Below are 18724 nucleotides of genomic sequence, written 5' to 3'. Positions count from 1 at the left end.
GGGCAAGCCCCCTCGCCACAGTCCACATGCTGTCGGCTCTTTTATTGCGTCAGAAACCGCGACGCTCGATCACTGCAAACACATCACTGGCATCTTGCAGCAACACCCGGGCGACGTTGGTCAGGGTGTTGAGGTCTCGTTCGTCGGTGTCGTTGAACGTGGTGCAGGCCAGGGTGGTGACCAGACCAAGCGCGGCGCGCAGGCGTTCGCTGACGCAGGCGTGCAGGTCAAGCAAGGGCGCTTGGTTGTCGATTAAAAGGACAGGGGTGTCGGTGGCGATGCGGGTGAGGGGGGTGTAGCGAGGTGCATGATCATTGGTCATCATAGGAAGAGCTCATTTCTATTTGAGAGAAATGCCCCCGTTCGCTGCGAAACAAATGGGTGGCAGCTGTGCGCGGGTTCGCAGACCGAAGAAATGATAACCCGGCAGACCCGAAGGTCTCCCACGCACAGCCGCCATAAAACGAAACCCAGGCGAAAGGGCCTGTGTTGTCTTTTGACGGTGCTGGTAGAACATTTCTATAAGGGCTGCGAAACCCTGCTGCTGACCGAAGCCAGCAAGCGCACGAACTATAAGCGTGAGGGCTGCCGGCTGCAACCTGAAGGCGGTGTGGGAGGAGTCTGAGTGGAAAGCTGAACAAAATCGATGATTCATGGCATGGCTATCCATATGTATGGACAGTCTCGCCGGTCAGTTTTCACAATTCCTCCATGCGCCCTTTGCTACTATCGCCTCCCACCGTCACCAGGAGTCACCGCCCCATGCAACACCAGTGGGATGAAATGCACCGCACCCGCAAGCCCACGTTCGTGTTGTGTGGCGAGCCTCAAGGGGAAGTGCTCAATCTCTATGTTCACGGCTACTCGGCGTTCTTCAATCAGCAACAGCTGGGCAACTTCACCGAACAACTGGCGAGCATCGAAGGTTCGACCAACCTGATGCTGTTCTGGCCGGCGGGGCATTTTCTGGAAAATCTGTTTGCACCGTTCAAGGACGTGATCGCCTCGATGCTTGGCGGCGGCACCCTGGGCGCGGCGACAGTCGGGTTAGGTAAGGCGATTGCCTATTTTCTCGACCACTACAAAAGCGTCGAGGCGCGGGTCGATGAGGTGGCGAACAGTCTGCTGCCCGAGTTGGCCAACTACCTGCATCGCGAATCCATCAACGTTCGGCGGATCAACCTGATCGGCCATTCCCTGGGGGCCCGGATTCTGGTCAAGAGCCTGTTGGCCAACCCCGAAACAGCCCGTGAGCTGCCGTTGAATAATCTGCTGCTGATGGGCGGCGCGATTTGTACCTCCAGCCCCTGGGACCAGGTATCGGCGCCCCTCAAGGGCCGGGTGATCAACTGCCATTCCAGCAAGGACTGGGCGCTGGCGCTCAAGCCTGACACCGAGCGCTGTATCGGGCGTTATGCGATCCCTGTGACGCCGGCGCTCAAGGCCAAGGTGGCCAATGTGCATCTGGCCACATTCGATCACGCCGCCTATTGGCCGCAGTTAAAGACGGTGGTGCAGTACACCGACCTGTTGCAGGAGCGTCGCGGCATGATCCGTGCCGATCAGCGCAGCAGCGAGGTGCGCTTTGCCGAGGACGATGTAGACCTGTTTCCGTTGCTGGTGCAGGCGCGGCCGGAAGAATTGAAGTTCCTCGCCGAGTTGATGGCGCAAAAGCGCAGCGCGGTGATCGACGCCACGGTACGCGAGCCCTTGAAACTGGCCGTGGAGCTGCAGCGCATGGGCGGTGACACCTTCATGAACCTCGCGCGCGGCCATGGCGTCAGCTACCGCGAAATGGCCCAGGATGTGGCACAGCGGGTGGGGATCAAGTTTGATGAACCTATCGAAAAGGTCGCGCTGGCGGACATCGAAGCCCAGGTCGCCGAGACACTGATTGAGCAGTACAAGGACAAACTCAGCCAGGCTGACCGGCAAGTGTTTGAGGCAGAGCTCAAGGCCGCGGCGCAAAAGGAACAGGGCTTTTTCAATCGCTTCGACGTCGGGCGTTCGGCTACGACGGCCTTGAGTGGTACGGCGCTGGCGGGCCTGACCGGCTTTATCCTGCGCCGTGGTGCCGCCACCGCGATCCCGGTGGTGGGCCAGGCGCTGGCGGCGGCGATGTTGCTGGTCACCGGTGTACGGGCCTTTTCCGGGCCGGCGTATTCCATCACCACCTTGGCGGTGTTGGTGATCGGGGTGATTCGCGAGCGCATGGAGCGTGAGGCGCTGAATCAGGAAATGGACCTGGTGGTGAAAGTTGTCGAGGCGTTTGATCTGCCTCGGGAGACGGTAATGCGCACGGTCGCGTCCGACTGATAAGCTGCGGCCTTGTCTTGTGTGTTTGCCGGGTACCCGTGTGAAATTCAGCCTGCCGAAAGTCGCTACCGCCCCGTTCTGCCCGCCGGAAGTGGCCGGCACTATTGTCGTCGACCCCAGGGCTTCGTTTTTCAAGCGCGTCCTCGCCTTTGCCGGGCCCGGCCTGCTGGTTTCCATCGGTTACATGGACCCGGGCAACTGGGCCACGGCCATCGAGGCCGGCTCACGCTATGGCTACAACCTGCTATTCGTGGTGTTGCTGGCCAGCCTCGCGGGGATGGCGGTGCAGTGTCTGTGCTCGCGGCTGGGCATCGCCACCGGCAAGGACCTGGCGCAATTGAGCCGTGAGCGCTACAGCAAGCGTGCGTCGTTCACCCAGTGGGTATTGGCGGAAATCTCGATCATCGCCACTGACCTTGCCGAAGTCCTCGGTTGCGCCCTGGCGTTCCACTTGCTGCTGGGAGTGTCGCTGACCACCGGGATTGTCATCACCGCCTTTGATACGTTGCTGATCCTGGCCCTGCAAAATCGCGGTTTCCGTCGCCTGGAAGCAATCATGCTGGCGCTGGTGGCGACCATCGGCGTGTGTTTTTTTGTCGAACTGGTGTTGATCAAACCTTACTGGCCGGATGTGTTCCGGGGTTTCACGCCGTCGTTGTCGGTTATCAGTGACGCGGCGCCGTTGTACCTGGCCATCGGGATTCTCGGCGCGACGGTGATGCCTCATAACCTGTACCTGCACACCTCCATCGTGCAAACCCGGCTGTTTGGCAAGGACCTGGCCAGCCGCCAGGACGCGGTCAAGCTGGCGCGGATCGACACCATCGGCTCCCTGGCCCTGGCGTTGCTGGTCAACGCCGCGATCCTGATCCTGGCCGCAGCGGCCTTTCACCAGACCGGTCACACCGACGTGGTGGAAATCCAGGACGCCTACCATCTGCTGGACCCGCTGGTGGGCGGGGCCTTCGCCAGTGTGTTGTTCGGCGTGGCTTTGTTGGCGTCCGGGCAGAGTTCCACGTTCACCGGCACCATCGCCGGGCAGGTGATCATGGAGGGCTACCTCAATCTGCGGATTCCTTGCTGGCAACGGCGCCTGATCACCCGTGGCCTGGCGCTGATCCCGGCGTTTCTGGGGGTGTGGCTGATGGGGGACAGCGCCATTGGCAAATTGTTGATCCTCAGCCAGGTAGTGCTCAGCTTGCAGTTACCGTTTGCGCTGTATCCATTGATTCGCATGACGGGCGATAAACAACTCATGGGGCCGTTCGTCAATCGCCTGCCGACGCGGCTGTTGGCCTGGAGCCTGTTTGCCGTGATCAGCGGGGCGAATGCGTGGTTGATCGGGCAGTGGTTGTTCTGAGTCAGCGATCCCAGTACGGCACCGGCCCGAAGCATTCGACGAAGTAGTCGATCACCGTGCGTACCTTGAGCGACAACCGTCGACTGCCGGGCCACAGCGCGGCGATTTGCTGGGGTTCCAGGGTCGTCGCCACTTCATAATCCGTCAGCACCGCCTGCAACGTCCCGGCGCGCAGGCCTTCGCCAATCAGCCACGATGGAAACACCACCAGCCCCAGTCCCTGTTCGGCCGCGTGGGTGAGGGTATCGGCGTGGTTGCCGGTGATCGGACCTTTGACGCTGTAGGGCGTCCAGTCGCTCTGATCGCGGCGAAAAAACCAGCGCTGTTGGCCGGTCACACCTTTGTAGGCCAGGCATTGGTGGTTCACCAAATCATCGGGATGTTGGGGCGTGCCGAACTTCGCCAGGTAGGCTGGGCTGGCCGCGATGCGGAACCGTTGGGGTGCAAAGATGCGCGCCTGCATACCGGAGTCGTTGAGCACGCCGATGCGAAACAGCAGGTCGGTGCCGTCTTGCAGCGGGTCGACATAGGTGTCGGTTTGCTGGATATCCAGTTGCAATCTGGGATAGCGCCGGCACAACTCGCCAAGCCAGGGTGATAGATGTCGCTGGCCAAATACCATGGGTGCGTTGATCCGCACCAGTCCGCTGGGCTCGCTGTCCTGCTCCTGTAAAGCCTGGCCGGCGGCTTCCAGTTGTTCCAGCATCACCCGAGCGTGCTGGCCCAGCAGGCGTCCGGCTTCGGTGGGGCTGACGGCGCGGGTGTGGCGATACAGCAGCTGTTGGCTCAGGGCCTGCTCCATCAGTTGGATCTGGCGAGAGATGGAGGAGGGCGCCAGGCCTTCACGACGGGCGACTTCGGAGAAACTACCGTAGTCCAGCACCGCGACAAACAGGCGAAGTGCCTTGAAACTCAACTCATTCAAACCCTGCATGTTGACTCCTTGCTGTGCGTAATGCGCAAAGGTGTTGTCTGCATGCTCCCATTTATCGCATAGCTGGGCCACCGGATAATGCGCGTCATGTTCATTCTCTGACACGCAGGTGGTGTATGCAGGCTTCAGCTCTTGATGGTGTGGGTGCGGCTTCGGCCAAGCCCAGGACGGTTCTACGATTGTTGTTATTGCCGCTGGTGATTTTCGCCGGCATGGGGTTGTCGGTGGAGGCCGGCTTGCTGGGGCCTCTGGGTGTGCAGGTCGGGCACTTGTGGGCGACCTTGAGCATCTTCGGCGTTGGCTCGGCGATTCTGTTTTTGCTGTTGTTGTTCAGCGGTCGGCAAAAAGGCCCGGCGCTGACCGACTTGCCGCGCTGGCAATTGATCGGCGGTTTCCTGGGGCCGATGTACGTGGTGGTACTGACCCTGGCCACGCCGCATATCGGCATTGCCATGACCATGATCGCGATCCTCTCCGGCCAGGTGGGCAAAAGCGTGTTGATCGACCATTTCGGCTGGTTCGGCACGGCGCGTAAACGGGTCAATGCAGAGCGCTGGATAGCGTTGGCGTTGATTATGGTTGCACTGGTTTTGATAGCGCGAGGTTGAGGCGATGAATCTGATTCTGTTGTTGGTGTTGGTGGTAGCCGCCGGTGCGGTATTGAGTGTGCAGGCGGCGATCAATGGGCGTCTGGGGCAGACGGTGGGCGTGCTGCGCAGCAGTCTGTTGACCTTTGTGGTGGGCGCGATCAGTACCGGTCTGCTGATTCTGTTCTTTGAGCCGACCCATACCGTCAGCCTGCTCGATGTGCCGAAGTGGCAACTGACCGGCGCGTTGTTCGGGGTGGTGTACATGATGGTGATGGTGGGTGCGGTGCCGATTGTCGGCACAGCCGTGGCGACGGTGGCGGTGATCGTCGGGCAGTTGGGCATGGGCATGTTGATCGACAACTTCGGCTGGCTCGGCAACCCGGCCATCGAGCTGTCCGGCAGCCGGATTGTCGCGATGCTGTGCCTGGCGTTGGCCCTGGTGTTCATGTACCGCAGCAGCACCCGCACTGATTAATGCCTTTGAACCCTGGGCGCAGGCCTGGAGTCACTGCTTAAGGTGCCGGTGTTCGCCGCTACCTGGACGACCACGAAAAAGGAGTCTGATCATGCAACAGCAAACCTGTGCTTGCCCACATTGCAATTGCCTGGTGGGAAACAACGCGGTGATGAAGGACGGCAAGCGTTATTGCTGCCAGGGCTGCGCCGATCACCATGCCCATGGTGAACCGTGCGCTTCGTCGACTGGATGCGAGTGCGCCAAGTCAGCCCACGGCTAGCGTGAACGGATTGTAAGGGCGAGCAGGCTCGCTCTTACAGCTGCCCATCCGAGCGGCGCCATTGCACATTTTCGATGCCCGATTGTTGGGCCTGGAGCGGGCTGGTCTTCTTCACCTGCTCGCGGGCAAACCGGCCGATTCGGCCCACACCGGCATCGCAGCTTGCCCAATGCCAGGCTTCGGGCGTGTCGAGTTTCTCCAGGCGGATGATAAAAGACTTGGGCTGACCGTGCAGCGTGTAGTCGATGACGAAAAGCTTTGCGTTGTTCATGGATCCGTTGACCCTCCTTGTGTCTTCAAGTGATCCCGTGGCGCTGTAAAAATTCACTCGGATTGTCGGCCGTTGATCATTAACATGGCGGTTCCAGCCTTGAATGATGTGCCGTCCATGGCCCTTGCCGCACCTCCCGACCTCAGCGATCACGGCGTCCCCGTTCAGCCTCTGGCGCGTACGTACCCGCGTGGGCTGTACGTGGAGCCCCACGAGCACGACTGGGGCCAGTTGCTCTATGCCATGAGCGGGGTGATGTGGGTGGAGACACCGCGCGAAGCGTTGATGGTGCCGCCGCAGCGGGCGGTGTGGCTGCCGCCGGGTGTAGAGCACGCCATTCGTGTTGTCTCGGACTTGCAGATGCGCAATATCTACTTGCGTCCGACCCTGGCGGCAACGTTGGACAGTCAGGTGCAGGTGATTGAGGTTGGCGGCCTGTTGCGCGAGTTGATCGTGACGCTGGTGGAGCAGGGCGACCGCTTTGATGTCTATTACGACGCCGTCGTGGGCCTGGCCTTGTTGGAGCTGCAGCGTGCCCGACGTTCGGCCATCCGCATCGCCTTGCCTGAAGGTGCCGACCGGCGTTTGCTGAATGTTTGTCAGGCGGTAATGGCGGCGCCATCCCTGGACATTCCCTTCGAGCAGCACGCCGAAATGGCCGGGGCCAGTGTGCGCACCCTGGCGCGTCTGTTTCAGAGCAGCCTGGGCATGGGCTTTGCTGAGTGGCGCCGACAGGTGCAACTGGCCACCGCCGTGGCCGAGTTGATCCAGGGCCAGTCGGTCAGCGGTATCGCCCGTTCCCTGGGCTATTCACCCAGCAGTTTCAGCGACATGTTTCGTCGTGAATTGGGCGTGGCGCCGTCGCAATACCGCACCTGACACCTCGGCTTCCCGTAGGCAGAGCCTTGAGCCACGCCACCCCGTAGCAGCTGTCGAGCGCCAGCGAGGCTGCGTAGGCCATACCACGGCTATCGACAGTCACTGGCATCGAGTCGCTCCTTACGCAGCCTCGCTGGCGCTCGACAGCTGCTACGGGGTGGTGTGCTTCAAGACGGTATCTACGGGTGGTGTGCTTGGTCGATGAGGTTCAAGACGGTGTTTTTGGAGGGTTGGCCGAAAACCTGAAGCGCTTGGCCGATTGCGCCAGCCCATGCTCCTTACACTGGCCGCATCGACCACCGCTGCGGAGTGCCCTATGAGTTACCTGATTTCCCTGGCCATCGGCCTGTTTGTCGGCGTGCTTTACGGTGCCTTGGACTTTCGCTCGCCTGCGCCCCCTGCCATCGCCCTGGTAGGGCTGATGGGCATGCTCATGGGGGAAAAACTCTGGCCCATGGGCCGGCAATTGGTCAGCGGCTGGTTGTCCTGAATCTTCTGACCATCAAGGGATGTTTGCCACATGAAAGCACTGCAATTCTCCGCCACCGGCGATCTCGCCGCCCTGGACTATGTCGAGGTGCCCACGCCGGTACCGGCTGCCGGTGAGGTTCTGGTGCAGGTCAACGCGGCCGGGTTGAACCCCAGCGATGTCAAGAACGTGCTAGGGCGTTTTCCCTACACCACGCTGCCGCGTATTCCCGGTCGTGACTTTGCCGGGGTTGTGGTGCAAGGGCCAAAAGAACTGTTGGGACAGGAAGTCTGGGGCACCGGTCGTGACCTGGGTTTCTTCGCCGACGGCTCACACAGCCAGTACCTCACGGTGTCAGCCAAGGGCGTGGCCCACAAACCCAGCCATCTGAGCTTTGCCCAGGCGGCCAGCCTCGGCGTGCCATACACCACGGCCTGGGATGCCCTGGAGCGTAGCGGGGTAGGCAAGGGCACGCGATTACTGGTGATAGGTGCCAATGGTGCAGTGGGCAGCGCGGCACTGGCCCTGGCGAAAATTCGTGGGGCGCAGGTGTTGGCGGCGGTGCGTCGGCCAGAGCAGGTCGAGGCGTTGACGGCTCAGGGTTTTGACACGATTGCCTTGGGCAAGCCTGAAGATTTGGCGGCGCAGGTGAACGCGGTATTTGGGGGCGCTGATGTGATCTTCGATACCACCGGTTTCTGGCTGCCGGCGGCAGTTTCGGTCCTGGCACCCTTTGGTCGCATCGCGATCATCGCCGCTCCGGTGGATGGCCATGTGCAACTGCCCGCCCTGGCGTTGTACCGCAAGGGTGGCTCGGTGGTGGGGATCAATTCGTTGCTCTACAACAGCGAGGCTTGTGCGCTGATGCTGGAGCAGTTCGGGCGGTATTTTGATGAGGGGTTGTTGCCATTGCCGACGGGCTTGCGGGAGGTGCCGCTGGCGCAAGGGGTGAAGTGCTACGAGGAAGTGAATCGGGGCAGTGCGCACAAGATTATCTTTGTGCCCTGATACGGCCAGTGTGGGAGTGGCGGTGCGACGAGCTCGCGAATAGGGTTTGTAGCCGCTGCGAGGCTGCGATGGGGTGCGTAGCGACCCCTAAAGGCGGTCCTGCGGCCCGCATCGCAGCCTCGCACCTCGGCAGCGGCTACAACCGCTTTCTTAGGCCTCAGGAACCCCTTTCTCCCACGCCGACCAGTTCTTCAGAATCGCCTGTACCAATGGGTTACCCGTGCGGTACAGGTTCTCCAGCGCCGGCACAAAACCGCCCTGGTCCGCATATTTCAGCAGGTTGTCCACTTCACTGTAACCCGGGTACGGCCGGTCGAAATCAGACCCGGCACGCACCACGGCCAGGCGCTGCATATCCACCAGACCTTCACGGCTGGCCCGCAGCAGCGCTTCATAGGTGGAGTTGTCTTCCTGCTGGGTGGTGCAGTATTCGCCTTTATTGTCCGTCAACAGCTTGGTCCAGACTTCAGCGCGCTCGCTCAGGCGCGTCCCGGAGAACCACGTGTTGCCCGCCACGGTGTCGCACTGGGTGACCTGTGGTGGCTGGTTGGCCGGCGCATTCGGGTAATGCTTGCGCCACGCCGTCGACTCCTTGCTCTCACTGAGTTCGACCTTGTGCGACAGGGCAAAGGCCTTGGCCTGCAGTTTCGGGTTCAGCTCGAAGACTTCGGTCTTGTAGTCCAGAGGCGGTTTTTCATTCGGGCCCTTGGTGTTGATGCCGATATAACCGGTCGGCCAATCCTTGGGTGCGTCCCGGGAGTCCAGTTCCCATTGTGTGCCGAACTCCACCAGGTAATGGGCCCACGCCGCAGTGCCGATGGTGCCGTGTTTCGGGCTGATCCCGGCGATCCCGGCAATCAGGAAGTAGCTCTGGCGCAGGTCGAACTTGGGCGACAGCGCCAGGGCCAGGGTGGAAGCGGCGGCGTTGGTCTGGCCCATGCCGGTCACCAGCAGGCACACGTCCTGGGTGTTGCAACGGATCACAGGGTATTCAGCGGACAAGCCCGGCACGCGGACTTCCTGCTTGAGTTCCAGGCGGTCAATCCAGTTTTGCGCCTCGGGGGCGAACATGGTGATCAGCACCACTTTGGGTTTGATCGGTGCCGGGGTATTAGCCAGCACTGCCTGGGGCAACAGCGAACCCACGGCCAGGCCGATGGCGATTGAAAGGCGGGCAAACGTAGTCATCCATTTCTCCTTTATCAAATAAACGCACACTCAGAATTGATAGCCCACACCGGCGTAGTAACCCCAGCCATTGGACCGGGCACGGAAATTACCGTCGCCGAAATTCAGCTCACTGCCGTCTTCCCAGTTGCCGCCGTTGTGAAAGTAACGACCCACCAGGATGAAGCGCAGGTGAGTGAAGGAATACAACAGCACGTTGGTTGCAACCAGGGAGTTGGCGGTACGCGCCGGGTTGTCCTTGTGCAAATCCGAACCGAAATCGTAGTTGGTAAAACCGATATAGGTGAGCGATGCGCCGTTATCGAAACTGCTGATGGGCACGATGTACTTCATTTGGGCGCGGTAGCCGTCCCAGGAATATTCGTTGCTGGCGCCGTAGTTTTCCCACTGGTAACGCCCGTAGAAGTTGGCCGACAGGTTGACCCGCGAGTGAGTTTCGATGTCGGTGCCCAGGCCGCTGTAGAGGGTGTTGGCGCGGTTGGCCTTGTTGCTGCCGTGGTCGTAGATCCAGTCGAAGGCGACGTACCATTCCTTGAACGGCCCGATGGCCAGGCTGCGACCCGCCAGGTAGTCGATGGAGATACGTGGCTCGTGCTCCATGAACACCGGTGAACCGTGGTCCCAGGCGCCTTTGTCATTGGCGTTACCGATGCCGAAGATCTTCGGTATGTCGATGTAGCCATAGAGCTCGAAGGGCCCTTTGCGGCCGAAGTATTCGTACTCCAGATAAATATCGTCAGTGGGTTTTGGGCCGAAGCTGATGTCTTTGCTGCCAATGACCGTCAGGTCCTGGTTGAACCAGTCCGACAGGTACACGCCTTTTTTCGATGGGCTGGCTTCCGGGGCCAGGGTTTCGCCCTGCGCTGAGTCATCAGCGGGCGCTTGTTGCCCAAAAGTGGGCGCGCTGAGTACTCCCGTAACGGCCGCCAGTAGCAAGGAAACACCCAAAGTGGTGGCCGACGCGGAGCGTCTGGAGGTTGATTGCATTGAAAATCCCTGTTCGTACGCGGTTGGGGCCCGATTCACCGGGTGTGAGTGAACATGTCGTCAGTTGGCGGCCAAGTTCGATTCGCAAACGTTTGCACAGGCTGTACCAACTTTAGTCAATTGCTTGAAGCGGATAGAAAAATGTCGAATTAGCCGACCTTTTGGTCAGAAACATGAGTGCTCGCTTATGGCACCCTGTCGGGCAATGAACAGAGAGCCCTCGGATGTTTGAGCACTATTTACAACGCTGGAATCTGACGACGGACGGCGATGCCATCATCACTCCTGGCAGTCACCTGCTGCCAGTGCGCTGGCAAGGTCTGCCTGCGATGCTGAAAATCGCCCATACACCTGAAGAAAAACTCGGCGGCCTGCTGATGAGCTGGTGGGCGGGTGAGGGCGCGGCGCGAGTCTTTGCCCATGATGGCAATGCACTGGTGATGGAACGCGCCACCGGTCCTGGTTCGTTGATGCAGATGGCACTCAATGGCCAGGACGACGAAGCCAGCCGCATCGCCTGTGCCACTGTCGCCCGGTTGCACGCGCCGAGGCCGTCACCGCCGCCAGGGTTGTTTTCCCTGGAGCGGTGGTTTGAGTCGCTATGGACTGCTGCCGAGCACGAAGGTGGGCTGTTGCTCGACTGTGCAACGACGGCGCGCACGCTATTGGCTTCACAGCAAGACATCGTGGTGCTGCACGGCGATGTGCACCACGACAACATCCTCGACTTCGGCCCACGGGGCTGGCTGGCCATCGACCCGAAGCGAGTGACGGGCGAGCGGGGCTATGACTACGCCAATTTGATCTGCAACCCGGATTTGCCGACCTGTGCCGACCCGGCGCGCTTCAACCGGCAGGTCGAGGTCATCGCCCAGGCCGCGGGACTGACACGCCAGCGCTTGCTGCAATGGGTATTGGCCCATGCCGGGTTGTCAGTCGCCTGGTTTCTGGAAGATGGCGAACGGGAGCGGGCAGATGTCGACCTGGACGTAGCGCGCCTGGCTCAATGCGCCTTGGTAAACGGCAACGCCTGATCGCCATTGCGATGAAACAGGTACAGCGCGGTTTCCCGTCGATATTCGCTGGGCGTCTGGTGCATTTCGATACGAAAGTGCCGATTGAAGTTGGAGAGGTTGGCGTAGCCCACCTCAAAGCAGATATCGGCCACCGACATTTCGGTCTGCAATAACAGCCGGCAGGCGCGCTGCACCCTGAACTTGCGTATCAGATCAATAAAACCGTGGCCGGTGACCCGCTTGAAGAAGCGTGAGAAGCCAGGCTCGCTCATCTTCAAGCGCTGGGCGATCACCGACAGGCGCACGTCGCCGGTCAGCTCTGTCATCAGGTAGTCGAAGGCTTTATGGATGCGCTCGGAACTGCGGGCGTCCAGGGTCGGCGTGTAGCAAGCGCTGGCCAGTGCATGAGACTCCTGTGACGGCGCCTGGGCCAGGTTTTGCAGCAACTGCATAAACAGAATCAGACGGCTGAGCCCTTGCGCCGGCCCGATGGCCTCAAGCAGTTGTGCCGCGTGAATAGCCGTCTCACCGGTAAATTCCAGGCCACGCCGGGCTCGTTCAAACAGCCCTTGCAGATCCGCCAACTCCGGCAGCGTGCCACGTAACGCCAGCAACGCCGCGCCATCGAATTGCAGCACCACATCGCGCCCCGTCAGGTATTCGTCGGGTGCCAGATCGCCAATCCAGTCATGGGGCAGGTCGGGACCGATCAGCGCCACATGGCCGGCGCCAAACGCACCAATATAGTCACCCGCCACCAACTTGCCGCTACCTTGGCGGATCAGGTGGATCTCGAATTCAGGGTGGTGATTCCAGCGGGCGAGGTCGTAGGGATAGTCGTGTTCGTACCAGCGAAAGCCATGTTCGGGTTCAGGAAGAATGACTTCCAGCTCGGCGGGACGTTGCTCGAACAGGGCGGCGCGGCTGTCAGGCATGGACATGGCCCTTATGGGGTCTTGGAATTGCACCAAAATACGCCCTTTGGGCAAGCGGTGGCTACTCCAGGTTTTACCCGTCACTGATACTTTTTTGATTCTGTTCGTTCGGTTAAAAAAGTACCGGAACAGCATCCGCCACGCGTTTGTCCGGGCCTTTCCAAGCTGCTGTAATCGAGCCGTCAAAAATAAAAACAATAGCTCCCGTCGCCCACGGCACGGGGTTGGAGAGCAGCATGAACACGATCCAGAAGGCACTTTTGCTGAGCACGGGCCTGTCAGTGGCCATGGCCAGCCAGGCGGCAGACACCGTCACCATCGCCACGGTCAATAACAGCGACATGATCCGCATGCAGCGGCTCTCCAAGGTGTTCGAACAACAGCACCCCGAGGTGAAACTCAACTGGGTGGTGCTGGAAGAGAACGTCCTGCGCCAACGCCTGACCACTGACATCGCCACCCAGGGTGGTCAGTTCGATGTGCTGACCATCGGCACCTATGAAACCCCGTTATGGGCCGCCAAGCACTGGCTGGAACCGCTGACCCAACTGCCTTCCGAGTACGACGTTGACGATATCTTCCCGTCGGTGCGCCAGGGCTTGTCGGTCAATAACACCCTCTACGCCTTGCCGTTCTACGGCGAAAGCACCGTGACGTATTACCGCACTGACCTGTTCCAGCAAGCCGGCCTGAACATGCCGGAACATCCCACCTGGACCCAGCTCGGCGAGTTCGCCGCCAAACTGCACGCTCCCGCAAAAGACCAGTACGGCATGTGCCTGCGGGGCAAGGCCGGGTGGGGCGAGAACACCGCATTGTTGAGCACCATGGCCAATGCCTTTGGCGCACGCTGGTTCGACGAGCAATGGACGCCTCAGCTCACCAGTCCCGAGTGGACGGCAGCGGCGAACTTCTACGTCGACACCCTCAAGAAGTACGGCCCGCCCGGTGTATCGAGCAACGGTTTCAACGAAACCCTGGCGCTGTTCAACAGTGGTAAGTGTGCGATCTGGGTCGATGCCAGCGTCGCGGGCTCCTTCACCACCGACACCACCCAAAGCAAGGTGGCCGATAGCGTAGGCTTTGTAGCGGCGCCCACCGAGGTGACTGACAAGGGCTCGTCCTGGCTGTACGCATGGTCCTTGGCGATACCGGCTACCTCCAAGCATAAAGACGCGGCGAAGGCCTTTATCACCTGGGCCACGTCCAAGGATTACATCCAGTTGGTGGCGGACAAGGAAGGCATCACCAACGTACCGCCGGGCACCCGCCAGTCCACTTACAACGCGGCGTACTTGAAGGCCGCACCGTTTGCCAACGTCACCTTGCAGATGATGCAGCACGCCGACCCGGCGCATCCCTCGGCGCAGCCGGTGCCGTACGTGGGCATCCAGTACGTGACCATCCCCGAGTTCCAGGCCATCGGTACCTCCGTGGGCAAGCTGTTTTCGGCGGCGCTCACCGGCGGGATGACCGTCGACCAGGCACTGGCCCAGGCGCAGTCCACCACCGAGCGCGAGATGAAACGCGCTGGTTATCCGAAGTAATCACTTTCAAGACGGATGAACACTCAATGAAACGACTGGAAGGTAAAAGCGCACTGATCACTGGTTCCGCTCGTGGCATCGGCCGGACCTTTGCCCAGGCCTATATTGCCGAGGGTGCGACCGTGGCCATCGCCGATATCAATCTGGAGCGTGCCCAGGCCACGGCGACGGAACTGGGCCCGAAGGCTTACGCGGTAGAGATGGATGTAACCCATCAGGCCTCTATCGACGCCGCCATTGCTGCGGTCGTGGCCCAGACCGGCAAGCTCGACATTTTGATCAACAACGCCGCGCTGTTCGACCTGGCACCTATTGTCGACATCACCCGTGACAGCTTCGACCGCCTGTTCTCCATCAATGTCGCCGGCACGCTGTTCACCCTGCAGTCCGCCGCTCGGCAGATGATCCTGCAGGGCCACGGCGGCAAGATCATCAACATGGCCAGCCAGGCCGGGCGCCGGGGTGAGGCATTGGTGGCGGTGTACTGCGCGAGCAAGGCGGCGGTGATCAGCCTGACCCAATCCGCCGGGTTGAACCTGATCAAGCAGGGGATCAATGTGAATGCCATCGCCCCAGGCGTAGTGGATGGCGAGCATTGGGACGGGGTGGATGCGTTGTTCGCCAGGCACGAAGGTCTACCGTTGGGCGAGAAGAAAAAACGCGTAGGGGCCGAGGTGCCGTTTGGGCGGATGGGCACGGCGGAAGACCTCACCGGCATGGCGATTTTCCTCGCCTCCAAGGATGCCGATTACGTGGTGGCGCAGACGTATAACGTGGATGGTGGGAACTGGATGAACTGAGCCGGTGCCCACTTATTCAGAAAAGCTGCGATCAAAGAAATAAATCTCCCCAGGCTTCAGGTTCTCCACCGTCGCCTGGGGCCTGCCGCCATCGCCATGCTTCTTGCGCCCTGTTTCCCGCAAATACCCCGCCTCAGTCAGCTTCAGCAAGCGCTGGCGAATGCTGGTCTTGAGCACTGGCCTTGCCAGCACCAACGAGAAAATCGTGGTGGCTTCCGGCGCACTGAATTCACTCCCCAAAAACAGCAGCGGCAAGTTGCTGTACAGCGACTTGGAAAACAGCCGCTCCAGCACTGCGGCGACGATGACGTTGTGATCGAAGGGCAGCTTGATGCTGCCATCAGCCACGGCCTTGAGGGAGAACCAGGCCTGATGTGCGCCCAACGGCCCTTCTTGATCAACGATCGCCAGGTAGTAGGTGGATGACGACCAGCAGCGTGGGTCGCGGAAGGCATCGCCGACGGTGCCCACTTGCTCACTCCGGGCCAGGGGCAGGCCGACCTTGTCGCTGGCGCGCAAGCGCTCCACTGCATCCTTGAGGCTCAGATCTTGCACGCCGCCGTTCACGACTACACCCGGCAGCGCCCAATGTCCGACGAAGGGATCGGCTTCACGCTGATTCAGCAGCAGCTTCAATTCCCCCGAGACACGGCAATAAAACAGTACGCACAGGTCGACGGTGTGAAGGTAGGCACTAAGGGGCATGTGAGGTCCTTGTAAACGGGGTAGGGCACAGTCTAACGGATCAGGCGGCTATGTCATGTACTTGACTCAGCATAGATAACTAAATGTTTCTTGCAATGAAAGTACATGACGTGTACTTTTATTTCCATGCCAGAGGAGAAATCGAAAATGACCATCTCGAAAAACACCATCGCCTCATTCGACGTCGACCCACAAAAGAGCTTCACGCCGCTGTGCCCCGATGAGCTACCGGTGGCGGGCGGTGACCAGATCGGCGCCGAGCTCAACTACATGGCCAGCCTTGCCAGCCGCCGGGTCGGCAGCAAGGATGCCCACACCCCGCAAGCGCCCTGGGTGGTCAAGCAACACAGCGAGATGCTGCAACCTACCGGCCTGGCGCACGCCGACCTCACCTGGGTCAGCCACTGCGTCCCGGGCACCGAAGGCTTCACCCTGCTGGACGAATTGCCCGCGCCCTATGACTACGACTACTTCATCTGGAAAGGCGTCGAGCCCGACCTGCATCCCTACGGTGCTTGCTACCACGACCTGCACGACAAGCTGTCCACCGGCGTCATCGAGTACCTGAACGCCCAGGGCATCACCCGTGTACTGGTCGGCGGCCTGGCGCTGGACTACTGCGTCAAGACCACTGCGCTGCAACTGCTCAAGGCCGGCTTAGAAGTGATCCTCCACTTGCCCGCCTGCCGCGGCATCAGCGAAGAGGGCGGGGTGCAGGCTGTCAACGATCTGCTGCAAGCCGGCGCCGCCATCAGCCGCAGCCGGGAAGAACTGGCCGCATTGGCCACGCGTTAAGGAGAAGCCCATGGAAAGTGCGTTCGACTATGAAAGCGGTGTGATTCAGGGCCTGCTGGACACCGACTACTACACCTTCACCATGATGCAGGCTGTGTTGCACCAGCACCCTAATGTGGATGTGGAATACCAGTTCATCGTGCGCTCCAAGGAGAAACTCGGGCACCTGATCCCCGAACTGCGCCTGGAGCTTGAGAAACTCGCCGGCCTGCACATGCGCGAAGGTGAATTGCGCTTTCTGTTCAACAAGCGCTTTCGCGAATACCTGACTCCGGACTTTGAACAGTTCCTCGGACTGTTTCGTTTCAACCTGCGCTATATCCACGTCAGCGAAGTCGACGGCCAACTGAGCATCCGCGTGATCGGCCCGATGCTGCACTGCATCATGTTCGAACAGCCGGTATTGGCCCTGGTCAGTGAGTTGCGCAACCGCGACAAGTACCCGGACGTGACCCTGGAAGACGTGACTCGCAAGCTCTATCAGAAGTTTGACTGGCTGGAGAAAAACCTCAGTCAGGAGGAGTTGGCCGACCTGCGGGTCTCGGACTTCTCCACCCGGCGCCGGCTGTCGTTCAAGGCCCAGCGCGAAGTGGTCAACATCATGGCTCGTGACTTCCCCGGCAAGTTTATCGGCACCAGCAATGCCCACCTGGCCTATGAATTCGATCTGCCGCTGATCGGTACCATGGCTCACCAATGGCTGATGGTGCACCAGCAACTGGGGCGGTTGCGCGAGAGCCAAAACGCGGCGCTGGAAAACTGGGTGCGCGAGTACCGTGGGCGCCTGGGGATCGCCTTGACCGATTGCATCAGCACCGACTTTTTCCTCAAGGATTTCGACCTGTACTTCGCCAAGCTGTATGACGGTCTGCGTCAGGATTCCGGTGACCCTATCGTCTGGGCCGACAAGGTCCTGGCCCGCTACCAGGAGCTGGGCATTGATCCGATGACCAAGGACCTGATGTTCTCCGACGGCCTGAACTTCGAGAAATGCCTGCCGATCCTGCGGCACGTCCGTGGCAAGGCCAAGTTCGGGTTCGGCATGGGCACCAGCCTGGCGTGTGATGTCGACGGTGTGGAGCCGTTGAGCATCGTCATGAAGCTGGTGCGGGTGCACGGCGAACCGGTGGTGAAATTCTCCGATGACCCGATCAAGAATGTTTGCGAAGACGCCTCGTTTTTGCAGTACGCGGCGCAGGTGTTCAACGTCGGCAACGTCAATCCGAAACGGGGGGTGTGACATGGAAACTCAGGCGCGTATTGCCCGGGAACTGAATATCAACCGGATGCTGGTCAAGGGGGAGGAGGCTCAAGCGCTGCAACGGCGCATCGACTTCATCAAGAGCACCTTGCGCCAGTCAGGCTGCAAGGCCCTGGTGCTGGGGATCAGCGGCGGCGTTGATTCACTGACGGCCGGGCGCCTGTGCCAACTGGCGGTGGAGCAGTTGCGCAGTGAAGACTACCAGGCCCGGTTTATCGCCATGCGCTTGCCTTACAAGACCCAGGCCGATGAGCACGATGCGCAGGCGTCTCTGGACTTTATCGCGCCGGACTTGATCGAAACCTTGAATATCGCCGCTTGTGTCGACGGATTGATGGGCAACCTGGCTGCTGCGAATGCCAGCGTCGAGCACCGTGATTTTATCAAGGGCAACGTCAAAGCCAGGGCGCGGATGATGGCGCAGTATGCGGTGGCCAATTTGCACAACGGGCTGGTGGTGGGCACTGATCATGCTGCTGAAGCGCTGATGGGTTTTTTCACCAAGTTTGGTGACGGTGCGTGTGATCTGGCGCCGTTGTCGGGGTTGACGAAAACTCAGGTTCGGTTGCTGGCGACAGCGCTCGGTGGGCCGGTGCAGTTGGTGGCCAAACCGCCGACGGCTGATCTTGAGGAACTGGCGCCAGGCAAGCTGGACGAGCTGGCGTATGGGTGCAGTTATGACGAGATTGACGCGTACCTGACGGGCGAGGTGGTGAGTGAGCGGGTGAGGGCGATTGTTGAAAGTGCCTACCTGAAGACGGCTCACAAGCGAGCGTTGCCCATCACACCGACTTGAAATGATACAGACCTGACAATGAAGTCAAATGTGGGAGCTGACTTGCCTGCGATAACCATAGGTATCTACACAATTGCGCAGGTGCCTGATTTTCTGTAGCCGCTGCCGAGGCACGAGGCTGCGATGCGGG

The 18724-nt window shown here is 60.4% G+C and carries 22 protein-coding genes; 14 read left to right on the top strand and 8 right to left on the bottom strand.

What is annotated here, in order from left to right; genetic code table 11:
- Positions 1–49: 49 nt before the first annotated feature.
- Complete coding sequence (locus J7E41_RS22030; protein ID WP_214996200.1) at positions 50–325, bottom strand: fructose-bisphosphate aldolase; 276 nt, start codon at positions 323–325, stop codon at positions 50–52.
- Between the two features lie 437 nt (positions 326–762).
- Here J7E41_RS22030 and J7E41_RS22025 point away from each other — a divergent pair, with 437 nt between their 5' ends.
- A complete protein-coding gene (locus J7E41_RS22025; RefSeq protein ID WP_214996198.1) occupies positions 763–2316 on the top strand; it encodes a DUF726 domain-containing protein in 1554 nt (517 codons plus the stop codon).
- 40 nt (positions 2317–2356) lie between these two features.
- Positions 2357–3676, top strand: a complete 1320-nt coding sequence (locus tag J7E41_RS22020; RefSeq protein WP_214996197.1) for an Nramp family divalent metal transporter — start codon at positions 2357–2359, stop codon at positions 3674–3676.
- Between the two features lies 1 nt (position 3677).
- Here the strand turns inward: J7E41_RS22020 and J7E41_RS22015 are convergent, their stop codons facing one another.
- Positions 3678–4610, bottom strand: a complete 933-nt coding sequence (locus J7E41_RS22015) for a LysR family transcriptional regulator (protein WP_214996195.1) — start codon at positions 4608–4610, stop codon at positions 3678–3680.
- A gap of 116 nt (positions 4611–4726) precedes the next feature.
- Here J7E41_RS22015 and J7E41_RS22010 point away from each other — a divergent pair, with 116 nt between their 5' ends.
- The 3 genes from J7E41_RS22010 (at position 4727) to J7E41_RS22000 (ending at position 5937) form a co-directional block, all read left to right on the top strand.
- The gene (locus tag J7E41_RS22010; protein ID WP_214996194.1) at positions 4727–5218 is read left to right on the top strand and encodes a DMT family transporter; all 492 of its coding nucleotides are present in this window, start codon (positions 4727–4729) and stop codon (positions 5216–5218) included.
- Between the two features lie 4 nt (positions 5219–5222).
- Complete coding sequence (locus tag J7E41_RS22005; protein ID WP_214996192.1) at positions 5223–5675, top strand: DMT family transporter; 453 nt, start codon at positions 5223–5225, stop codon at positions 5673–5675.
- Positions 5676–5766: 91 nt separating this feature from the next.
- Positions 5767–5937 (top strand): metallothionein, encoded by a 171-nt coding sequence (locus J7E41_RS22000; RefSeq protein ID WP_214996190.1) that lies wholly within the window; start codon positions 5767–5769, stop codon positions 5935–5937.
- A gap of 34 nt (positions 5938–5971) precedes the next feature.
- Here J7E41_RS22000 and J7E41_RS21995 read toward each other — a convergent pair whose 3' ends face one another.
- A complete protein-coding gene (locus J7E41_RS21995) occupies positions 5972–6208 on the bottom strand; it encodes a DUF6555 family protein (RefSeq protein WP_214996188.1) in 237 nt (78 codons plus the stop codon).
- A gap of 117 nt (positions 6209–6325) precedes the next feature.
- Here J7E41_RS21995 and J7E41_RS21990 point away from each other — a divergent pair, with 117 nt between their 5' ends.
- The 3 genes from J7E41_RS21990 to J7E41_RS21980 all read left to right on the top strand — a co-directional run bounded on the left by J7E41_RS21990 (position 6326) and on the right by J7E41_RS21980 (position 8564).
- Entirely contained in the window at positions 6326–7087 is a 762-nt protein-coding gene (locus tag J7E41_RS21990; protein WP_214996211.1) for an AraC family transcriptional regulator, read from the top strand.
- Positions 7088–7403: 316 nt separating this feature from the next.
- Entirely contained in the window at positions 7404–7577 is a 174-nt protein-coding gene (locus J7E41_RS21985) for a DUF1427 family protein (protein WP_214996186.1), read from the top strand.
- 30 nt (positions 7578–7607) lie between these two features.
- Positions 7608–8564 (top strand): quinone oxidoreductase family protein, encoded by a 957-nt coding sequence (locus tag J7E41_RS21980; protein WP_214996184.1) that lies wholly within the window; start codon positions 7608–7610, stop codon positions 8562–8564.
- A 150-nt stretch (positions 8565–8714) separates the two neighbouring features.
- On the opposite strand, the gene J7E41_RS21975 is transcribed toward J7E41_RS21980, so the two are convergent.
- Together J7E41_RS21975 and J7E41_RS21970 are read right to left on the bottom strand one after the other, a co-directional pair.
- Entirely contained in the window at positions 8715–9752 is a 1038-nt protein-coding gene (locus J7E41_RS21975) for a purine-nucleoside phosphorylase (RefSeq protein WP_169354058.1), read from the bottom strand.
- 30 nt (positions 9753–9782) lie between these two features.
- Positions 9783–10739 (bottom strand): nucleoside-specific channel-forming protein Tsx, encoded by a 957-nt coding sequence (locus tag J7E41_RS21970; RefSeq protein ID WP_214996182.1) that lies wholly within the window; start codon positions 10737–10739, stop codon positions 9783–9785.
- Positions 10740–10963: 224 nt separating this feature from the next.
- On the opposite strand from J7E41_RS21970, the gene J7E41_RS21965 reads away from it, so the two are divergent.
- Positions 10964–11773 carry an aminoglycoside phosphotransferase family protein gene (locus J7E41_RS21965; protein ID WP_214996179.1) on the top strand — a complete coding sequence of 270 codons (810 nt, stop codon included), beginning with the start codon at positions 10964–10966 and terminating at the stop codon, positions 11771–11773.
- On the opposite strand, the gene J7E41_RS21960 is transcribed toward J7E41_RS21965, so the two are convergent.
- Positions 11743–12690: an AraC family transcriptional regulator gene (locus J7E41_RS21960; protein WP_214996177.1), complete on the bottom strand. Its 948-nt coding sequence runs from the start codon at positions 12688–12690 to the stop codon at positions 11743–11745. The two genes, J7E41_RS21965 and J7E41_RS21960, sit on opposite strands and share 31 nt — an antisense overlap.
- A gap of 112 nt (positions 12691–12802) precedes the next feature.
- The gene (locus J7E41_RS28365; RefSeq protein WP_285229517.1) at positions 12803–12928 is read right to left on the bottom strand and encodes a hypothetical protein; all 126 of its coding nucleotides are present in this window, start codon (positions 12926–12928) and stop codon (positions 12803–12805) included.
- Between J7E41_RS28365 and J7E41_RS21955 the strand changes: the two genes are divergently transcribed.
- Entirely contained in the window at positions 12927–14237 is a 1311-nt protein-coding gene (locus J7E41_RS21955; protein WP_214996175.1) for an ABC transporter substrate-binding protein, read from the top strand. The genes J7E41_RS28365 and J7E41_RS21955 overlap by 2 nt on opposite strands.
- A gap of 26 nt (positions 14238–14263) precedes the next feature.
- Entirely contained in the window at positions 14264–15037 is a 774-nt protein-coding gene (locus tag J7E41_RS21950; RefSeq protein WP_214996172.1) for an L-iditol 2-dehydrogenase, read from the top strand.
- Positions 15038–15049: 12 nt separating this feature from the next.
- Here J7E41_RS21950 and J7E41_RS21945 read toward each other — a convergent pair whose 3' ends face one another.
- Positions 15050–15742, bottom strand: a complete 693-nt coding sequence (locus J7E41_RS21945) for an NUDIX hydrolase (protein ID WP_214996170.1) — start codon at positions 15740–15742, stop codon at positions 15050–15052.
- Positions 15743–15889: 147 nt separating this feature from the next.
- On the opposite strand from J7E41_RS21945, the gene J7E41_RS21940 reads away from it, so the two are divergent.
- The 3 genes from J7E41_RS21940 to nadE are packed head-to-tail and all read left to right on the top strand — an operon-like array spanning position 15890 to position 18594.
- Positions 15890–16537, top strand: coding sequence for a nicotinamidase (locus J7E41_RS21940; RefSeq protein ID WP_214996168.1), 648 nt, complete (start codon positions 15890–15892; stop codon positions 16535–16537).
- Between the two features lie 10 nt (positions 16538–16547).
- Complete coding sequence (pncB, locus tag J7E41_RS21935; protein ID WP_214996166.1) at positions 16548–17777, top strand: nicotinate phosphoribosyltransferase; 1230 nt, start codon at positions 16548–16550, stop codon at positions 17775–17777.
- Between the two features lies 1 nt (position 17778).
- Positions 17779–18594 carry an ammonia-dependent NAD(+) synthetase gene (gene nadE / locus J7E41_RS21930; protein WP_214996164.1) on the top strand — a complete coding sequence of 272 codons (816 nt, stop codon included), beginning with the start codon at positions 17779–17781 and terminating at the stop codon, positions 18592–18594.
- The last annotated feature ends 130 nt before the right edge of the window (positions 18595–18724 follow it).

This window comes from Pseudomonas fluorescens (genome assembly GCF_018614655.1).
Classification (GTDB): domain Bacteria; phylum Pseudomonadota; class Gammaproteobacteria; order Pseudomonadales; family Pseudomonadaceae; genus Aquipseudomonas; species Aquipseudomonas fluorescens_BX.
Note: the sequence above shows the minus strand (reverse complement) of the source record. Positions and strands in the feature narration are given on the sequence as shown.

Bases quoted from the DNA above. Each gene is read 5' to 3' on its own strand.
- pncB (WP_214996166.1), top strand. From the start codon at position 16,548: ATGGAAAGTGCGTTCGACTATGAAAGCGGTGTGATTCAGGGCCTGCTG.
- J7E41_RS22030 (WP_214996200.1), bottom strand. From the start codon at position 325: ATGATGACCAATGATCATGCACCTCGCTACACCCCCCTCACCCGCATC.
- nadE (WP_214996164.1), top strand. From the start codon at position 17,779: ATGGAAACTCAGGCGCGTATTGCCCGGGAACTGAATATCAACCGGATG.
- J7E41_RS22025 (WP_214996198.1), top strand. From the start codon at position 763: ATGCAACACCAGTGGGATGAAATGCACCGCACCCGCAAGCCCACGTTC.
- J7E41_RS21950 (WP_214996172.1), top strand. From the start codon at position 14,264: ATGAAACGACTGGAAGGTAAAAGCGCACTGATCACTGGTTCCGCTCGT.
- J7E41_RS21995 (WP_214996188.1), bottom strand. From the start codon at position 6,208: ATGAACAACGCAAAGCTTTTCGTCATCGACTACACGCTGCACGGTCAG.
- J7E41_RS21990 (WP_214996211.1), top strand. From the start codon at position 6,326: ATGGCCCTTGCCGCACCTCCCGACCTCAGCGATCACGGCGTCCCCGTT.
- J7E41_RS22015 (WP_214996195.1), bottom strand. From the start codon at position 4,610: ATGCAGGGTTTGAATGAGTTGAGTTTCAAGGCACTTCGCCTGTTTGTC.
- J7E41_RS21945 (WP_214996170.1), bottom strand. From the start codon at position 15,742: ATGCCCCTTAGTGCCTACCTTCACACCGTCGACCTGTGCGTACTGTTT.
- J7E41_RS22010 (WP_214996194.1), top strand. From the start codon at position 4,727: ATGCAGGCTTCAGCTCTTGATGGTGTGGGTGCGGCTTCGGCCAAGCCC.
- J7E41_RS21985 (WP_214996186.1), top strand. From the start codon at position 7,404: ATGAGTTACCTGATTTCCCTGGCCATCGGCCTGTTTGTCGGCGTGCTT.
- J7E41_RS21960 (WP_214996177.1), bottom strand. From the start codon at position 12,690: ATGCCTGACAGCCGCGCCGCCCTGTTCGAGCAACGTCCCGCCGAGCTG.
- J7E41_RS21965 (WP_214996179.1), top strand. From the start codon at position 10,964: ATGTTTGAGCACTATTTACAACGCTGGAATCTGACGACGGACGGCGAT.
- J7E41_RS21940 (WP_214996168.1), top strand. From the start codon at position 15,890: ATGACCATCTCGAAAAACACCATCGCCTCATTCGACGTCGACCCACAA.
- J7E41_RS21975 (WP_169354058.1), bottom strand. From the start codon at position 9,752: ATGACTACGTTTGCCCGCCTTTCAATCGCCATCGGCCTGGCCGTGGGT.
- J7E41_RS21955 (WP_214996175.1), top strand. From the start codon at position 12,927: ATGAACACGATCCAGAAGGCACTTTTGCTGAGCACGGGCCTGTCAGTG.
- J7E41_RS21980 (WP_214996184.1), top strand. From the start codon at position 7,608: ATGAAAGCACTGCAATTCTCCGCCACCGGCGATCTCGCCGCCCTGGAC.
- J7E41_RS28365 (WP_285229517.1), bottom strand. From the start codon at position 12,928: ATGCTGCTCTCCAACCCCGTGCCGTGGGCGACGGGAGCTATTGTTTTT.
- J7E41_RS21970 (WP_214996182.1), bottom strand. From the start codon at position 10,739: ATGCAATCAACCTCCAGACGCTCCGCGTCGGCCACCACTTTGGGTGTT.
- J7E41_RS22000 (WP_214996190.1), top strand. From the start codon at position 5,767: ATGCAACAGCAAACCTGTGCTTGCCCACATTGCAATTGCCTGGTGGGA.
- J7E41_RS22005 (WP_214996192.1), top strand. From the start codon at position 5,223: ATGAATCTGATTCTGTTGTTGGTGTTGGTGGTAGCCGCCGGTGCGGTA.